The organism is Flaviramulus sp. BrNp1-15 (assembly GCF_022259695.1).
Classification (GTDB): domain Bacteria; phylum Bacteroidota; class Bacteroidia; order Flavobacteriales; family Flavobacteriaceae; genus BrNp1-15.
The window spans coordinates 2,681,933-2,698,072 of the sequence record NZ_CP092099.1; the positions used below are offsets into that span (position 1 = coordinate 2,681,933).

At 30.7% G+C, this 16,140-nt stretch carries 19 protein-coding genes; 18 read left to right on the forward strand and 1 reads right to left on the reverse strand.

Annotated features, from left to right (window positions below; all coding sequences use genetic code 11):
* Nucleotides 1-73 precede the first annotated feature (73 nt).
* From MBM09_RS11800 to MBM09_RS11815, 4 genes are all read left to right on the forward strand, one after another.
* Complete coding sequence (locus MBM09_RS11800; protein ID WP_238673931.1) at nucleotides 74-1,792, forward strand: sodium:solute symporter; 1,719 nt, start codon at nucleotides 74-76, stop codon at nucleotides 1,790-1,792.
* The gene (locus tag MBM09_RS11805; RefSeq protein WP_238673932.1) at nucleotides 1,764-2,744 is read left to right on the forward strand and encodes a Gfo/Idh/MocA family protein; all 981 of its coding nucleotides are present in this window, start codon (nucleotides 1,764-1,766) and stop codon (nucleotides 2,742-2,744) included. The genes MBM09_RS11800 and MBM09_RS11805 overlap by 29 nt, the downstream gene beginning before the upstream one ends.
* Before the next feature lie 99 nt (nucleotides 2,745-2,843).
* Complete coding sequence (locus tag MBM09_RS11810; protein WP_238673933.1) at nucleotides 2,844-3,320, forward strand: hypothetical protein; 477 nt, start codon at nucleotides 2,844-2,846, stop codon at nucleotides 3,318-3,320.
* Nucleotides 3,310-3,510 carry a helix-turn-helix transcriptional regulator gene (locus MBM09_RS11815; RefSeq protein ID WP_238673934.1) on the forward strand — a complete coding sequence of 67 codons (201 nt, stop codon included), beginning with the start codon at nucleotides 3,310-3,312 and terminating at the stop codon, nucleotides 3,508-3,510. The genes MBM09_RS11810 and MBM09_RS11815 overlap by 11 nt, the downstream gene beginning before the upstream one ends.
* Before the next feature lie 69 nt (nucleotides 3,511-3,579).
* Here MBM09_RS11815 and MBM09_RS11820 read toward each other — a convergent pair whose 3' ends face one another.
* Nucleotides 3,580-4,425, reverse strand: a complete 846-nt coding sequence (locus tag MBM09_RS11820) for a DUF2911 domain-containing protein (RefSeq protein WP_238673935.1) — start codon at nucleotides 4,423-4,425, stop codon at nucleotides 3,580-3,582.
* A 405-nt stretch (nucleotides 4,426-4,830) separates the two neighbouring features.
* On the opposite strand from MBM09_RS11820, the gene MBM09_RS11825 reads away from it, so the two are divergent.
* From MBM09_RS11825 to MBM09_RS11890, 14 genes are all read left to right on the forward strand, one after another.
* Entirely contained in the window at nucleotides 4,831-5,487 is a 657-nt protein-coding gene (locus tag MBM09_RS11825; RefSeq protein WP_238673936.1) for a TetR family transcriptional regulator C-terminal domain-containing protein, read from the forward strand.
* 6 nt (nucleotides 5,488-5,493) lie between these two features.
* A complete protein-coding gene (locus MBM09_RS11830) occupies nucleotides 5,494-6,804 on the forward strand; it encodes an AarF/ABC1/UbiB kinase family protein (RefSeq protein ID WP_238673937.1) in 1,311 nt (436 codons plus the stop codon).
* Nucleotides 6,804-7,421: a flavin reductase family protein gene (locus MBM09_RS11835; protein ID WP_238673938.1), complete on the forward strand. Its 618-nt coding sequence runs from the start codon at nucleotides 6,804-6,806 to the stop codon at nucleotides 7,419-7,421. The genes MBM09_RS11830 and MBM09_RS11835 overlap by 1 nt, the downstream gene beginning before the upstream one ends.
* 9 nt (nucleotides 7,422-7,430) lie before the next feature.
* The gene (locus tag MBM09_RS11840; RefSeq protein WP_238673939.1) at nucleotides 7,431-8,855 is read left to right on the forward strand and encodes an SDR family oxidoreductase; all 1,425 of its coding nucleotides are present in this window, start codon (nucleotides 7,431-7,433) and stop codon (nucleotides 8,853-8,855) included.
* The gene (locus tag MBM09_RS11845) at nucleotides 8,848-8,997 is read left to right on the forward strand and encodes a DUF2256 domain-containing protein (RefSeq protein ID WP_238673940.1); all 150 of its coding nucleotides are present in this window, start codon (nucleotides 8,848-8,850) and stop codon (nucleotides 8,995-8,997) included. The genes MBM09_RS11840 and MBM09_RS11845 overlap by 8 nt, the downstream gene beginning before the upstream one ends.
* A complete protein-coding gene (locus MBM09_RS11850; RefSeq protein WP_238673941.1) occupies nucleotides 8,967-10,277 on the forward strand; it encodes a DASH family cryptochrome in 1,311 nt (436 codons plus the stop codon). Before MBM09_RS11845 ends, MBM09_RS11850 begins: the two co-directional genes overlap by 31 nt.
* Nucleotides 10,278-11,810 carry a cryptochrome/photolyase family protein gene (locus tag MBM09_RS11855; RefSeq protein WP_238673942.1) on the forward strand — a complete coding sequence of 511 codons (1,533 nt, stop codon included), beginning with the start codon at nucleotides 10,278-10,280 and terminating at the stop codon, nucleotides 11,808-11,810.
* On the forward strand, nucleotides 11,800-13,269 hold the full coding sequence (locus tag MBM09_RS11860; protein WP_238673943.1) for a cryptochrome/deoxyribodipyrimidine photo-lyase family protein: 1,470 nt from the start codon (nucleotides 11,800-11,802) through the stop codon (nucleotides 13,267-13,269). The genes MBM09_RS11855 and MBM09_RS11860 overlap by 11 nt, the downstream gene beginning before the upstream one ends.
* 100 nt (nucleotides 13,270-13,369) lie before the next feature.
* A complete protein-coding gene (locus MBM09_RS11865) occupies nucleotides 13,370-13,798 on the forward strand; it encodes a hypothetical protein (protein WP_238673944.1) in 429 nt (142 codons plus the stop codon).
* The gene (locus tag MBM09_RS11870) at nucleotides 13,795-14,067 is read left to right on the forward strand and encodes a TIGR03643 family protein (protein WP_238673945.1); all 273 of its coding nucleotides are present in this window, start codon (nucleotides 13,795-13,797) and stop codon (nucleotides 14,065-14,067) included. The genes MBM09_RS11865 and MBM09_RS11870 overlap by 4 nt, the downstream gene beginning before the upstream one ends.
* A gap of 54 nt (nucleotides 14,068-14,121) precedes the next feature.
* Nucleotides 14,122-14,817, forward strand: a complete 696-nt coding sequence (gene folE / locus MBM09_RS11875; protein ID WP_238673946.1) for a GTP cyclohydrolase I FolE — start codon at nucleotides 14,122-14,124, stop codon at nucleotides 14,815-14,817.
* A 4-nt stretch (nucleotides 14,818-14,821) separates the two neighbouring features.
* Nucleotides 14,822-15,046, forward strand: coding sequence for a hypothetical protein (locus MBM09_RS11880; RefSeq protein WP_238673947.1), 225 nt, complete (start codon nucleotides 14,822-14,824; stop codon nucleotides 15,044-15,046).
* 168 nt (nucleotides 15,047-15,214) lie between these two features.
* Nucleotides 15,215-15,430 (forward strand): hypothetical protein, encoded by a 216-nt coding sequence (locus MBM09_RS11885; RefSeq protein ID WP_238673948.1) that lies wholly within the window; start codon nucleotides 15,215-15,217, stop codon nucleotides 15,428-15,430.
* Between the two features lie 24 nt (nucleotides 15,431-15,454).
* Nucleotides 15,455-16,138 (forward strand): SDR family NAD(P)-dependent oxidoreductase, encoded by a 684-nt coding sequence (locus tag MBM09_RS11890; protein ID WP_238673949.1) that lies wholly within the window; start codon nucleotides 15,455-15,457, stop codon nucleotides 16,136-16,138.
* The last annotated feature ends 2 nt before the right edge of the window (nucleotides 16,139-16,140 follow it).

A 16,140-nucleotide genomic window follows, 5' to 3' on the forward strand; every position in this document is an offset into this window, starting at 1 on the left:
TACTCTATTGTTTTAATTGCTAATGCTGTTTATTTCATTCTTTTTTACTTAATAACCAAAGCCTTTTAACCCTATGCAAGTCTTAAATTGGATTGATTGGTCTGTGCTTTGTGTTACGTTATTGGTTATAGTAGTTTATGGCACTTATCAAACCCGTGGCAGTAAAAATGTACAAGATTATTTAAAAGGTGGTAATACATCTAAATGGTGGACCATTGGTTTATCGGTAATGGCTACACAAGCTAGTGCGATTACCTTTTTATCAACACCTGGACAAGCTTTTAACGATGGAATGGGCTTTGTGCAGTTTTATTTTGGATTACCTATTGCCATGGTAGTTATTTGCATAGTTTTTATTCCGTTATATCACCGTTTAAAAGTCTATACCGCATACGAATTTTTAGAAAACAGATTCGATTTAAAAACCAGAACATTAGCAGCTATTTTGTTTTTAATTCAACGTGGTTTAGCAGCTGGAATAACCATTTTTGCTCCTGCTATAATTTTATCGGTAGTGTTAGGCTGGGATTTATTAACGCTAAATATTATAATAGGATTTCTAGTAATTATCTACACAGTTTCGGGGGGAACACGTGCTGTAAACGTTACTCAAAAACACCAAATGGTGGTTATTTTTATTGGTATGCTAATCGCTTTCTTCCTAATTGTAGATAAACTTCCGCAGGATATTACATTTAAAAAAGCTTTAGAAATTGCTGGAGCAAGTGGTAAAATGGAAGTTTTAGATTTCTCGTTCAACTTAAATAATCGTTACACGTTTTGGAGCGGAATAATAGGTGGTACGTTTTTAATGTTATCTTATTTCGGGACAGACCAGAGTCAGGTTCAACGTTATCTTTCAGGTAAATCGGTAAAAGAAATGCAATTAGGCTTAATTTTTAATGGCTTGTTAAAAGTACCTATGCAATTCTTTATTTTATTGGTTGGTGTCATGGTTTTTGTGTTTTATCAATTTAATGAAGCTCCAATTAATTTTAATCCAACAGCTACTGAAGTCGTTTTAAATTCTGAGTATGCTGAAGATTACAAAGCACTCCAAGAAGAACAACATGACATTTTTAACGATAAGCAAAAGATTATTGAAGCCTATATAAATTCTGAAACCCCTGAAGCTTCAAAATATATAACAATAGCTAATGAAGCCAACGATGAAATAAGAAGTGAAGCCAGAGCATTAATAGACAAAGCTTCAGAAAAACAGAACTTAAAAATAGAAAGCAACGATAAAGATTATGTTTTTATACACTTCATTTTAAACAACCTACCTCGTGGCTTAATAGGTTTATTATTGGCAGTTATTTTAAGTGCTGCAATGTCTAGTACTGCTAGCGAATTAAATGCTTTAGGTTCTACAACTACAATAGATTTATACATTAGAAATACGGGTGAAAAAACTGAAGATGAAAAAGTAAAAGCCTCAAGATGGTTTACGTTTGTTTGGGGTATTTTAGCTATTGGTGTTGCTTGTGTTGCTAATCTTGCTGAAAATTTAATTCAACTTGTAAATATTATTGGTTCTATTTTTTATGGTAATGTTTTAGGCATCTTCCTGTTAGCTTTTTTCTTTAAATTCGTAAAAGGAAACGCTGTTTTTATTGGGGCATTAATCACCCAAGTTATCGTTATAGGTTTATATCTATTAGACTTATACGAAATGATAAACCTTCCTTTTTTATGGTTAAACTTTGTAGGCTGCATCATAGTTATTGGTATTGCATGCTTACTTCAACTAATTAATCCAAATGACAAAACAATCACAACAAACAATTAATTGGGGCATTATTGGGCTTGGTAATATAGCCAGCAAATTTGCCGAAGACTTACTAACTATTAACGATGCTAAACTTTACGCTGTAGCATCTCGTACTCAAGAAAAAGCTGATGAATTTGCAGCTAAATACGGTGCTACAAAAGCCTATGCTACTTACGAAGATTTAGCAAAAGACCCTAATGTTGATGCGGTTTATATCGCAACACCTCACGTGTATCATAAAGACAATACCATGTTGTGTTTAAAAAAAGGAATAGCCGTTTTATGTGAAAAACCTTTTGCTATGGATGCTGAAGAAGTTGAAGACATGATTGCTTGCGCCAAAGAAAATAACACCCTCTTAATGGAAGCTTTATGGACATACTTTTTACCGCATTATCAATATGTTTTAGATCTTCTTGAAAAGAAAACTTACGGAAATATTTTGAAGGTTGAAAGCGATTTTGGGTTCCATAGAGCGTTTGATAATACGTCCAGAACTTACAATAAATCACTTGGTGGTGGTAGTTTGCTAGATATTGGCATCTACCCTATTTTTACTGCACTTTCTACTTTAGGCATGCCAAATAGTATTGATGCAGAAGCTACTTTTTTTGAAAACGGTGCAGACTCTACCTGTAATATGGTTTTCCATTATGATAATTGTGATGCACATTTAGAAAGCTCGTTTATTTCAAATAATCCTACCGAAGCCATTTTTTATTGTGAAAAAGCAACGATAAAAATAAACACTATGTTTCATATGCCAACAACCGTTTCAATAATTATTGATGGTAAAGAAGACATTAAGGATTTTGGCTATACAACCATTGGCTACAATTACGAAACCATACATTTTAACAACCTAATTAGAGAAGGTAAAAAGGAAAGTGATGTAATGACTTTTGATTTTAGCAGAAAACTCATAAAGCTTCTCGACGACGTTAGAGAAATTATTAATCTTCATTATTAACCCACAAAAGACTAGTTTTCATTACTTTTAGTTAATTTTATTTGTCTATATGTAAAGTTTATTTTACTTTTGATTTATCAATTTTAAAACGAACAAATCATGAAAACAAATTATTTATTACCGCACAAGTACAAAATCTTCGGTTGGGTACTTTTTATTATCGGAATTATTTCTGGAATCATATTTACTTTTGATGGTTATGAATCTAACTTTTTGACGACTAAAGTCCTTTCAATTTATGACGGACTAAACATTTCTGTTAACAATAAACCCTCTTTATTCAACATTCAAGAGAATAGTATTATTGATGAGCTCATTACAGTTTTAATCATCATTGGAGGTTTAATAGTTGGATTTACCAAAGAAAAAGTTGAAGACGAATTCATCTATAAATTACGGAAAGACTCACTAGTTTGGGCTATAATAGCAAACTATATTATATTACTTTTTGTAACTTTATTTATATATGAACTTGCATATTTTCATGTCTTAATTTTTAACATGTTTACACCTCTTATATTCTTCATTATCCGTTTTAATTTCTTAAAATTAAAATCCAGAAGTCATGAAGAATAATATAAAAGTACAGCGCGCCATACACGACATGACACAAGCCGATTTAGCTGAAAAAATAGGTGTTAGCAGACAAACTATTAATGCTATGGAGAAAAACAAGTACGTGCCTTCAACAGTACTTTCTCTTAAAATTGCTAAACTCTTTAAAAAGCCGGTTGAAGACATTTTCTTTTTAGAAAATGAAGATTAAACAAAAAACGCAACCAAAATTGGTTGCGTTTTTTATATCTAACATTCTAAAGATCTAAGAAGCCAAACTTTACATTGCTCCCCATTCTTTAAGAGAATCTTTATTCATTTTAACATAATCAGCATTACCAGAAGCTTCAGCATCTGCTAAAGATTTCTTTGCAATTTTAATAGCTCCTTTTGTATCTCCAGCTTTAACATAAATTAAACTTTGTTGTCTTAATTGCCAAAAACGTGGATTATCATTCATACTCATAGCTTTATCCATCCATTCTTTAGCTTTTGCTATATCTTTTCCCTCACTTAAATAATACGTTGCGGCAGCATAATAGTCGTTAAATCCTGGGCCACTTAAAGTACTTTCAATAGCAGCAGTTACAGCTTTATCTGTAGGTACTGTAAACGGAACAGCAACATAAGTTTTTTCCCATATAAATTCTAATGTAGCACTATTGCTCTTTAAATTATTAATATCAATTGTAAACGATTCAACATTAAAAGGAACCGGATAAACTGGTGCTTTAACTCTTGCAGCCACTTTAGTTTCATCTAACTCAGCTGGCGCTCCGCCTCCACCATATTCAGTGTAAAAAATAACTTCCCAAGAATCAGCCTGTGGAATAGTAAATATCGCATACGTTCCAGCTTTAAGTTCTTTACCATCAACAGCAACATCGTTACTAAATGTAATTTTTGTTCTGGCATTTGCTCCAGTTCTCCATACTTTTCCGTAAGGCACTAAATCACCAAAAACAGTTCTTCCTTTAACTCCAGGTCGAGAATAATCTAAATTTACAGTTGTTAATCCAACCATTTGTTCCACCTTAGACGACGGACTAGGCGCTGGTGTTTGAATTTGGGCATTTACAGAGTAAACCGTTGTAAAAGCCAATAGAATTAATAGTAGTTTTTTCATTTTGTGTTTTATTAAAAATTTAAGGTTAATTGTTTTGCTATAAATTTACGTATCAAAATTTCGTTTAATGTTAACAAAAGCTTAAAATAAGGTATTGTATTATTGAAGTACAATAACAATTATGGCGTTACCTTTAGGTCGGAATTTACATAATATTGTTTGAGAAAAACAAAAGGTCCTTAAAGCAAAAACAACTTTGTATTAAACAATTTATCTTCATAACAATAGGCACATTTACTATTAAATTTGTTATTGTAAAGCCATAGTTTTTAATAGCTGGTTTTAGTTACAAACTACTTAAAAAAGACATTTATTGCTAACAGTATATCTTTTAACAAAACATTTTGTTTAACTTTTAATTAAAATTGTTAAACATTTTGTATCTTTGTTGTAAATTAATGTGTTATGGCAAAGAAAAAAACAATTACAAAAAACGATATTATAACCTTTTACATGGATTATGTTTTAGAACATGACCAAAACCCAAAATCAGTTTTTGCATTTGCAAAGGCGAATAACTTTGAAGAATCCAAGTTTTATGAATTTTTTGCATCTTTTGAAGCTATAGAAAAAGGAATTTTTGAAGCTTTCTTCACTAACTCAATAGAAGCATTAAATAAAAGTGAAGATTATAAAATTTTTGATGCCAGAAATAAACTATTAAGTTTTTACTACACATTTTTTGAAAACTTAACAGCTAACAGAAGCTATGTTAAACATGTGCTTTATAAATACAAAAACAACTTAAAAGGGTTAAAAGTACTTTCTGGTTTAAAACATCATTTTACAGGTTACATAAATGATTTGGGGATACAAATGCTTGATATTAAACAAGAACAACTTGAAAAAATCCAAGAAAAAGCCCTAAAAGAATCGGCGTGGTTACAACTACTTTTAACTATGAAATTTTGGTTGGATGACACCTCTGCATCTTTCGAAAAAACAGATATTTTCATTGAAAAGTCTGTAAATACAACTTTTGATGTGCTTGATATTGCACCTCTAAAAAGTGTAATAGACTTAGGTAAATTCTTGTTTAAAGAAAAATTTCAAATGAATTAGAAGTGTATGAAAACTATTGATAAAATACCCACAAGTAAAATACAACGTGCTACTAAGTTAGTATCTACAGGCGCCAAAGTTGGTGTTAATTACCTAAAATATTATGGTGATAAAATTGTAAATACCGAAGAAGAAGCAAAAGAACGCCTTAACAAGAACAATGCTGCCGATATTTATGATGGATTAAAACAACTTAAAGGAAGTGCACTTAAAGTGGCTCAAATGCTAAGCATGGAAAAGAGTATTCTGCCACAAGCATACGTAGAGAAATTTTCTTTAGCTCAATTTTCTGTTCCTCCACTATCGCCACCACTTGTTATAAAAACGTTTAAAAAATACTTTGGAAAACATCCAAATGACATATTCGATACTTTTAACGCAACTTCTGTAAACGCTGCCAGCATTGGTCAAGTGCATATAGCAGAAAAGAATGGGAAAAAACTTGCTGTGAAAATCCAATATCCAGGAGTTGCGGAAAGTATCGCATCAGATTTAGCTATGGTTAAACCCATTGCTATGAGTATGTTCAATATTAAAGGAAAAGATTCTGATAAATATTTTAAAGAAGTAGAAAATAAGCTAGTAGAGGAGACAAACTACGTGTTAGAAATGAAACAAAGCAAAGAAATTGCTTTAGCTTGCTCCCATATAGATAATTTAAAGTTTCCAGAATATTATGAAGACTTATCGTCAGAGCGTATAATCACTATGGATTATATGCATGGTGAGCATCTTTCTGAATTTACTGCATACAATACAGACCAAGAGAAATCAAATAAATTAGGACAGGCACTTTGGGATTTTTACATGTTTCAAATTCATAAGTTAAGAAAAGTACATGCAGACCCACACCCTGGAAATTTTTTAATATCTGAAAAAGGAGAATTAATAGCTTTAGATTTTGGGTGTATAAAAACCATACCCATGGATTTTTATACACCTTATTTCGAACTAGCTAAAAAAGAAAACATTGATAATAAAGCATATTTTGTTTCAAAATTATATGAGTTAGAAATTTTAAGAGCAGATGACAGTAAAGAAGAATTAGAATTTTTTACAGAAATGTTTTATGAGATGCTAAGCTTATTTACTCAACCTTTTCATACCGAAACTTTCGATTTTTCTGATGCTAATTTCTTTGGTAAAATTGCAGAATTAGGCGAGCGTTATTCAAAAAGTACAGATCTAAAAAAGATGAATGGAAATCGTGGTTCTAAGCATTTTATATACATAAACAGAACATTTTTTGGACTTTATAACTTAATGTTCGATTTAAAAGCTAAAGACATTAAAATCAACAATTTCAAAAACTTATAATGGCCTATTTTAGTGAGAATGATATTGAAAAATTAGAACATATTTATAAAATTAATCTTATAAATAGTTGTTCTGGTTATAAATCTGCCAACTTAATTGGTACAAAATCTAATACCAATATAGAAAATGTTGCAGTTTTTAGTTCTGTTACTCACATTGGCTCTAGTCCTGCCATGTTTGGCTTTTTTTTACGCCCAACTACAGTGGTTAGAAACACTTACGAGAATATAAAAGCTACGGGGTATTATACAATAAATCATATTCATGAAAGCATTACAAAAGATGCGCACCATACTTCAGCAAAATATAATGCTTCAACATCAGAATTTAATGTAACTGATTTAAATTCAGAATACAAAAACAACTTTTTTGCGCCCTTTGTTAAAGGCGCACCCGTTCAAATTGCTATGAAATTTGTTGAAGAGTATAATATTAAAGCAAATAACACCATTTTAGTTGTTGGTAAAATTATAGGATTATATATAAACGATAACCTTATTGAAGATGATGGTTTTATAAACTTATCTAAGGCTAAAGTTGCAGCAATAAATGGACTAGATGGTTACGCTATTCCAGAGCATAAAAAACGTTTTGGTTACCAAAGACCAAAACAATAATGAATTTACATGAAAATTCTTGTTACAGGAGCTACAGGCTACATAGGCAAAAGACTAATCCCTTTTTTAATAAATCAAGGGCATCAGGTTATTTGTGTTGTACGTGATAGATTGAGAGCTGATAAAAGCTACAGCGAAGAAGAACTTATTTATGTCATTGAAGCCGATTTTTTAAAACCAGAAACACTTAGTAATATTCCCAAAGATATTGATATAGCCTATTATTTAATTCACTCAATGTCTAATTCTTCAAAAGATTTTGAATCGCTTGAAGAAAGTTGTGCTATAAATTTTAAAACATACATAGAAACAACAAATACCAAGCAAGTTATTTATTTGAGTGGAATAACCAATGAAGATGAGCTATCTAAACACTTAAGATCCAGAAAAAATGTTGAAGATATTCTGAAATCAAAAAAGTATGCGACTACCATTTTTAAAGCTGGAATTATTGTAGGTTCTGGAAGTTCTTCATTTGAGATTATTAGAGATTTAGTAGAAAAATTACCTTTTATGATTGCTCCAAAATGGTTAAATACAAAAACACAGCCATTGGCGGTTAGAGACGTGTTAACCTTTTTATACAAAGCTGCTGGACGTGAGAAACTTTACAATAAATCGTTTGATGTATTTGGTCCAGAAATTCTAACCTACAAACAAATGTTATTACAATTTGCAGAGGTTAGAAATTTAAAACGTTACATTTTAACAGTACCTGTAATGACACCAAAATTATCATCGTATTGGTTGTATTTTGTAACCTCAACATCATATAAATTAGCAACTTCTTTGGTAGATAGTATGGGAGTTCAAATTATTGGTAAACCCAGTAATATAAATAAAACTCTAAATGTAAAACCTATAACTTATAAGCAAGCTGTAGAGTTAGCTTTCGAAAAAATAGAACAAAACAGTATTGTTTCCAGCTGGAAAGATTCTATGATTAGTAGCGGACGCTTACGGAAAAACCTTCACAAATATGTAAACGTACCAAAATATGGGTGTTTTAAAGATATTAAAGAAAGACCTATAAAAGACACTAATAAAACCATTGATAAAATATGGCGAATTGGTGGTACAACAGGTTGGTATTACGGTACAATACTATGGAGAATTAGAGGTTACATAGATAAAATGGTTGGTGGTATAGGATTAAGGCGAGGAAGAACTCATGTATCTCAACTAGATGCTGGTGATGCTTTGGATTTTTGGCGCGTGATTTTTGCCGATAAAAAACAAAAAAAATTACTCTTATATGCAGAAATGAAACTCCCTGGTGAAGCTTGGTTAGAATTTAAAATAGAAGACAATCTACTAAAACAAACAGCAACTTTTAGACCACGCGGACTTTGGGGGCGAATATATTGGTATAGTGTTCTACCTTTTCATGGATTGATTTTTAAAGGTATGATTAACAAATTGGTTGATGTCTAAACACAAAAAACAACATTTACCAACAAAAATATGTCCGGTTTGTAAATTACCTTTCAACTGGAGAAAAAAATGGGAAAAGAATTGGAACCATGTAAAATATTGTAGTGAAAAATGCAGGAGAAACAAAACAACATTGCTTTAGTTTGGTTTAGAAATGATTTAAGAGTAAATGACAATGTTATTTTAAACCATGCCATTAGTAATCATAAGCATATTATAGCATGCTATTGCTTTGATCCAAGACATTACCAAACCTCAAAATTTGGATTTAAAAAAAGCGAAAAATACAGAGCCAAATTTTTAATAGAAACTATTCAGGATTTACGTAAAAATCTAAAAAAGTTAAATATTGAATTATTTGTTTTTATTGAAAAACCAGAAATAATCATTCAACAACTTGTAAGTAATCATAATTGTAGTACTATTTACTTTCAAAAAGAATGGACAAACGAGGAAACAAGTGTTACAAACCAAGTTAAGGAATCATTACCCAATAGTGTTAAAAGTATAAGTTTATTCGATCAGTTTCTTTATCATCCAGAAGATGTAAAAATTTCATTCACTAAAGTTCCTCATGTTTTTACCAATTTTAGAAAGCATGTTGAAAAAAACAGTAGTATCCAACCATCTGTAAATAGTAATTCTGCTGAAAAAATAAAGTTTTTAATTAATACAACGCCTATTCCAACACTTGAGGATTTAGGTTTTAAATCTTTTGAAACACACTCAAACACTGCATTTCCATTCACAGGAGGTGAAACTTCTGCATTAGAAAGATTAAATCATTATTTTTTTGAAACTAAAAAACTAGGCTATTATAAAAAAACACGAAACGGTTTAGTTGGTACAGATTTTAGTTCAAAATTTTCTCCATGGCTAGCAAATGGTAGTATTTCTGCCAGAACTATTTATTGGCAAGTTAAAGATTTCGAACAAATACATTTTAAAAACGAATCTACCTATTGGCTCGTTTTCGAATTGATATGGAGAGACTATTTCAAATACATTTCTTTAAAACATGGTAATAACATTTTTAAAATTGGAGGCATTTTAAATAGACATTATAATTGGAATAATGATGAAAAACTAATTGAGCAATGGATTAATGGTGAAACCCAATCAACATTTGTTAATGCCAACATGAAGGAGCTTAAAAAAACAGGTTGGATGAGTAATCGTGGACGCCAAAATGTGGCTTCTTTTTTTTCAAAAGAGCTTATGCTAGATTGGAGAATTGGTGCAGCATATTTTGAATCCTTACTCATAGACTATGATGTGCATAGTAATTACGGAAATTGGATGTACGTTTCTGGAGTTGGTAACGATCCTAGAGATAGAAAATTTAATGTTGAACTTCAGGCAGAACGTTATGATGCTAATGGCAAATTTCAAAATCTTTGGCTACAAGAAACCCTTTTTTAAATGAAAACACTTAGGCTCCTACTTGGTGATCAACTCAATATAAAACATTCTTGGTTTAATCAAACCAATGATGATGTAGTGTATTGCTTATTTGAAATGCGCCAAGAGACTGACTACGTTAATCACCACATTCAAAAAGTAATAGGTTTTTTTGCAGCAATGCGAGAATTTGCTCAAAATTTAAAAGACAAAAATCATAAGGTAATATATTATAAAATAAATGATAGCAAGAACACCCAAAACTTAACTCAAAACCTTTCAGTTTTAATTGAAGAAAACAAAATAGAGAAGTTTGAATATTTATATCCTGATGAGTATCGATTAGATAATCAACTAAAAAAAATTTGTAAGTCCTTAAATATTAAAACCGAAGTTTATTCTACTGAGCATTTTTATACAAAAAGAGATGATTTAGCTACTTTTTTTGATGGTAAAAAACAATATCTCATGGAGAATTTTTACCGTAACATGCGAAAGAAGCATGATATATTAATGGTTGGAGACCAGCCCGAAGGTGGTAAATGGAATTATGATAAAAGCAACCGTAACAAATGGAAAGGTGAGGTAAATATCCCAAATTACAAATTATTTAAAAATGATGTGTCAGAGATTTTAGAGGATATAAATAATGCTAAAATTAAAACCATTGGAAATTTTAACACAAAAACGTTTTCTTATCCTATTTCAAGATTCCAGGCTTTACAACAACTCAAATATTTTTGTGAGGAGTTACTTATTCATTTTGGCGATTTTCAAGATGCTATGCATACTGATGAAATTTACTTATTTCATTCAAGATTATCGTTTGCCATGAACATAAAACTAATTTCTCCTAAAGATGTGGTTACTACCGTAATGAATTATTACCGAAAACATGGAGATGGTATTGATATCTCGCAGGTAGAAGGTTTTGTAAGGCAAATAATTGGTTGGAGAGAATATATGAGAGGTATGTATTGGGCTTTTATGCCCGATTACAAAAACCTGAATACGCTTGAAAATAAAAATGAGTTGCCAGATTTTTTCTGGACAGGAAACACAAAAATGAATTGCTTAAAGCACTCCATAAAAAATTCTTTAGATAATGGATATGCGCATCACATACAACGCTTAATGATTACTGGTAACTATGCTTTACTTACTCAAATAAATCCAGATGATGTTGACAAATGGTATTTAGGTATTTATGTTGATGCCATTGAATGGGTACAATTACCCAACACCAGAGGCATGAGTCAGTTTGCAGACGGAGGTAAAATTGCAACAAAACCCTATGTATCATCTGGCTCATACATCAACAAAATGAGTAATTATTGTGGCAATTGTTATTATAATAAAAATAAAAAAACCGAAGATGATGCTTGTCCTTTTAATAGTTTGTATTGGAATTTTTTAGATGATAAAAGAACCTTTTTGGGCAATAATTACAGAATGGGTATGATGTATAGCTTACTCGACAAAATGAATAAAACAGAATTAAACAACATAAAGGAAAAAGCAAAACATATAATAGAAAACCCTAATGAATACTAAACCTAATTTACATATTGTTTGGTTAAAAAGAGACTTACGTCTATACGATAATGAAGCTATTTTTAATGCTATATCATCAGGCAAACGTGTTTTGTTGCTATATGCATTCGAGCCTTTATTGATAAATGACGATCACTATAGCCAACGCCATTGGGATTTTATTAAAGAATCCATAGTGGATTTGAATGAAGAACTTAAAACATATAATTCCAAGGTTCTGACTGTTAATGCTGATATTATTGTTACAATAAATCAAATATTAACAAACTATCAGGTTACTAATATGTATTCACATCAGGAAACTGGTATTTTAATTACTTACAATAGAGATAAGTCATTTAAACGTTATTGTAAAAACAATCTTATTAATTGGCATGAAAACATAAACAATGGCGTACAACGTGGTTTAAAAAACCGTGATAAATGGTTAGAATTATGCAATATGTTTTACGAAATGGAACCACTACCATTTTCACCCGATGAAAATCAATTATTATCTATTGAAGAAATAAATGAACTAGAGAAAAACTTTAAAATACCTAGCTTAGAAACAAACTCCAATAAACCATTTCAAAAAGGTGGAAGACAAATGGGTTTAAAATATTTAAACTCCTTTTTTGAAGAACGCTATATAAATTACATGTTTCATATTTCTAAACCCGAATTGTCAAGATCATCTTGTAGTAGAATTTCTCCATATATAGCTTGGGGGAATTTATCGGTTAGAGAAGTTTATCATCAAGCTTTTAAGCTTAAAAAAACATCAAAACACAAAAAAGCGCTAGAAGCCTTTATGTCTAGATTACGATGGCAATCACACTTTGTTCAAAAGTTTGAAATGGAACACACCATGGAAGAAGCCAGTATAAATAAAGGGTTTCACAAATTAAAAAAAAGTATATCTCAAGAATATCAAACGGCTTGGAAAACAGGGAAAACAGGTTACCCACTGGTAGATGCATGTATGCGTTGTTTAAATGAAACTGGATATCTTAACTTTAGAATGCGTGCTCTGGTAGTTTCATTTTTCACACACAATTTATGGCAACCTTGGCAGGAAGCTACTACTCATTTATCGCAAATGTTTCTGGACTTTGAACCTGGTATTCATTTTCCGCAACTGCAAATGCAAGCTGGGGAAACAGGAATTAATATGCTACGTATATACAATCCTATAAAAAATAGTTTGGAACACGATCCGGATGCCGAATTTATAAAAAAATGGGTTCCAGAACTCAAAAACCTAGATACAGTATTCATACATCAACCCTACTTAATGACAGAACTAGAGCAACAGTTTTATAATTTTAAACTAGGTATAGACTATCCAAAACCTATTGTAGATGTAAATATTACCAGAAAAAAAGCTACTGATACTTTATGGAATATGCGTGATGATGCATTAGTTAAAAAAGAACGATTACGCATATTAAAAAAGCATACTACAGCCAATACCTAAATATCAATAAATAATAGCTATACGATTATAGAAAATTATTTTGTTTAACTTATTTTAAAATAAGTTAAACATTTTGTATATTTGATGTAATCAATAACATATGATTTTAGATTCTACACATACAAACAAAGAAAATAAGTTAATTATAAACGATTTAGTTGGAAGACCTTTTACATTATTTGAATCCTTTAGAATGAAAGGTATAGGATCTAAAAGAATGATTATTGAAGATGTTAGTCCTAACCTAAAGACATACATGAATTTAGTTTCAGATATTAATTATGCTAACATAGAGTTAAGAACTGGAGGAATTTTAATATTCATAAACAAAGGCTTAAAAAATTTTACTTGGGCTATCCCCTATTACCATTTGGTACTTTACAAAATTAATGGAGCAAGCATTCATGCTCAAGGTCATTTTATTCGTTTCAAAAACAATAAAACATTTAAAGAAAACAAAAAGTTTTTCGACAAATTATTGGATGAAAAAATTAAGTACGACATGCAATACGATTTTCAATACACATGAATTTAAGCATTGAAGATACCGATAGAGTAATAGAAATGGCCTGGGAAGACCGCACAACTTTTGAAGCCATAAATTATCAATTTGGGTTAAAAGAACAAGAAGTTATAGAACTTATGCGAACCGAAATGAAACCTAGTAGTTTTAAAATGTGGCGCAAACGAGTTCAAGGTCGAAAAACTAAACATGAAAAACTTAGAACTTTTGAAAAAGGCAGATTTAAATGTTCTAGACAAAAACAAATTACACACAACTCAATATCAAAACGTTAACGTGCTTTGATTAAAGAGATGAGTTCTTTAAGACAGCACACTAAAAAGAGAAATATGAGCACAGACACTTTAAAAATCAAGAATAATGGTCATAAACTAAATGGGGTTTCAATTCATGATATTGGAGACGAACACCTTTACACAGGTTTAGAAACACCCATGAAAAAAGATGCGTTTAAGTTAACTGACACAGAGAAAAAAGAGCGTATAGCTATTTTATTTGAAGAAATAATGGATGTTATGGGATTAGATTTAACAGATGATTCTCTAAAAGGCACACCACAACGTGTTGCAAAAATGTACATTGATGAAATATTTTCTGGTTTAAATCCTCAAAATAAGCCTAAAGTGGCATTGTTTGATAACAAATACCAATACAATCAAATGTTGGTTGAAAAAAACATTACGTTTTATTCTAACTGCGAGCATCATTTTGTACCTATAATTGGAAAAGCACATGTAGCTTACATTTCTTCGGGTAAGGTTATTGGTTTATCTAAACTCAATCGTATTGTTCAGTATTACGCAAAGCGTCCGCAAGTACAAGAACGATTAACAAATCAAATAGCAAATGAGCTAAAAAATATTTTAGAGACTGAAGATGTTGCTGTAATTATTGATGCTAAACACCTGTGTGTTTCTTCACGAGGTATTAAAGACGATACCTCTGCAACAGTAACCACATACTACGGAGGTAAATTTAATAGTCCAGAAAAAATAACAGAATTACAAAACTATATAAATAATTAATATTATGGATTTAATAGACAGAGCATTAGAGTTTGAACAAAGAAAAATGAGATCATTATCAACAAGTGATCGTGTTAAACTATCTAGAGAAGCAAAAGCATTAATCCTAGATTTAAATCAGATTTATAAAGTAAAAAAAGACGAGAAAATAATGGATATCATGAAGCGTTTAACAGCAATTAAAAGAAAGGTTGAAAAACGACTTAAAGGAGCGCCGTTAACTGCTTAATTTTTTGAAAAAAGATTAAAAATAGCATCAAATAAAATAAATTATTAAATTTTTTATAAAATATCACCATAAAAATAGTAAATCTCATAGATTTTATTATATTGTCAAATTGTGGGAAAACCTATAGTTTTCTCAGACTAATAAAATTAGATTAAAGATTAAAAAGTTATGGAGATTATTGATAAAGCTCTAGAATTCGAGCAACGCAAACACACTTTTAAAACAACAAGTGAGCGTATTGAATCGTCTAGAGAAGTTAAAAATTTAATATTAAGTTTAAATTCTATTTATAAAGAAAAAAAGGATCCAGAGTTAATGGATCTTATGAAACGATTAACAGTAATTAAACAAAAAATTGAAAAAAGGCTAAAGGGCAGGCCATAATTAAAAAAAATGCCCTGAAACCATATGAAAACAATAATTGTTATAGGTGGTAGTAAGGGCATTGGAAATGCCATAGTTAAGAAACTACTCAATCATTCTAAAGTTATAAATATTAGTAGAACTTCACCAGAAGATAATCATGCTAATCTAACTCACTATTCTTGCGATGTAACTAAAGATGATTTTCCAACAATTGAATCTGCAGACGGTTTAATTTATTGCCCTGGTAGTATTAATTTAAAACCTATTTCCAGACTCAGTATCAACGATTTTAAAGAGGATTTTGAAATCAATGTTTTAGGTGCTGTAAAGGCTATTCAAAACTATTTACCAATATTAAAAAACGGTAATAATCCAGCTGTGGTACTTTTTAGTACTGTAGCGGCTAAGTTGGGTATGCCTTATCATGCAAGTATTGCTACATCTAAAGCTGGTGTTGAAGGTTTAGTAAAATCATTGGGTGCCGAATTAGCGCCTACTATTCGTGTAAATGCTATTGCGCCAACAGTTACTAATACACAATTGGCTTCAAAATTATTACGTAATGATAAAATGATTGAAAACATTACGGAAAGGCATCCGTTAAAAAAGTTTTTGAATCCCGAAGAAGTTGCAGATATGGCTGAATTTCTAATATCTGAAAAATCTGCTTCACAATCTGGTCAAATATTTGAAATGGATTGTGGTATTGTAAGTTTTAAAATTTAAAT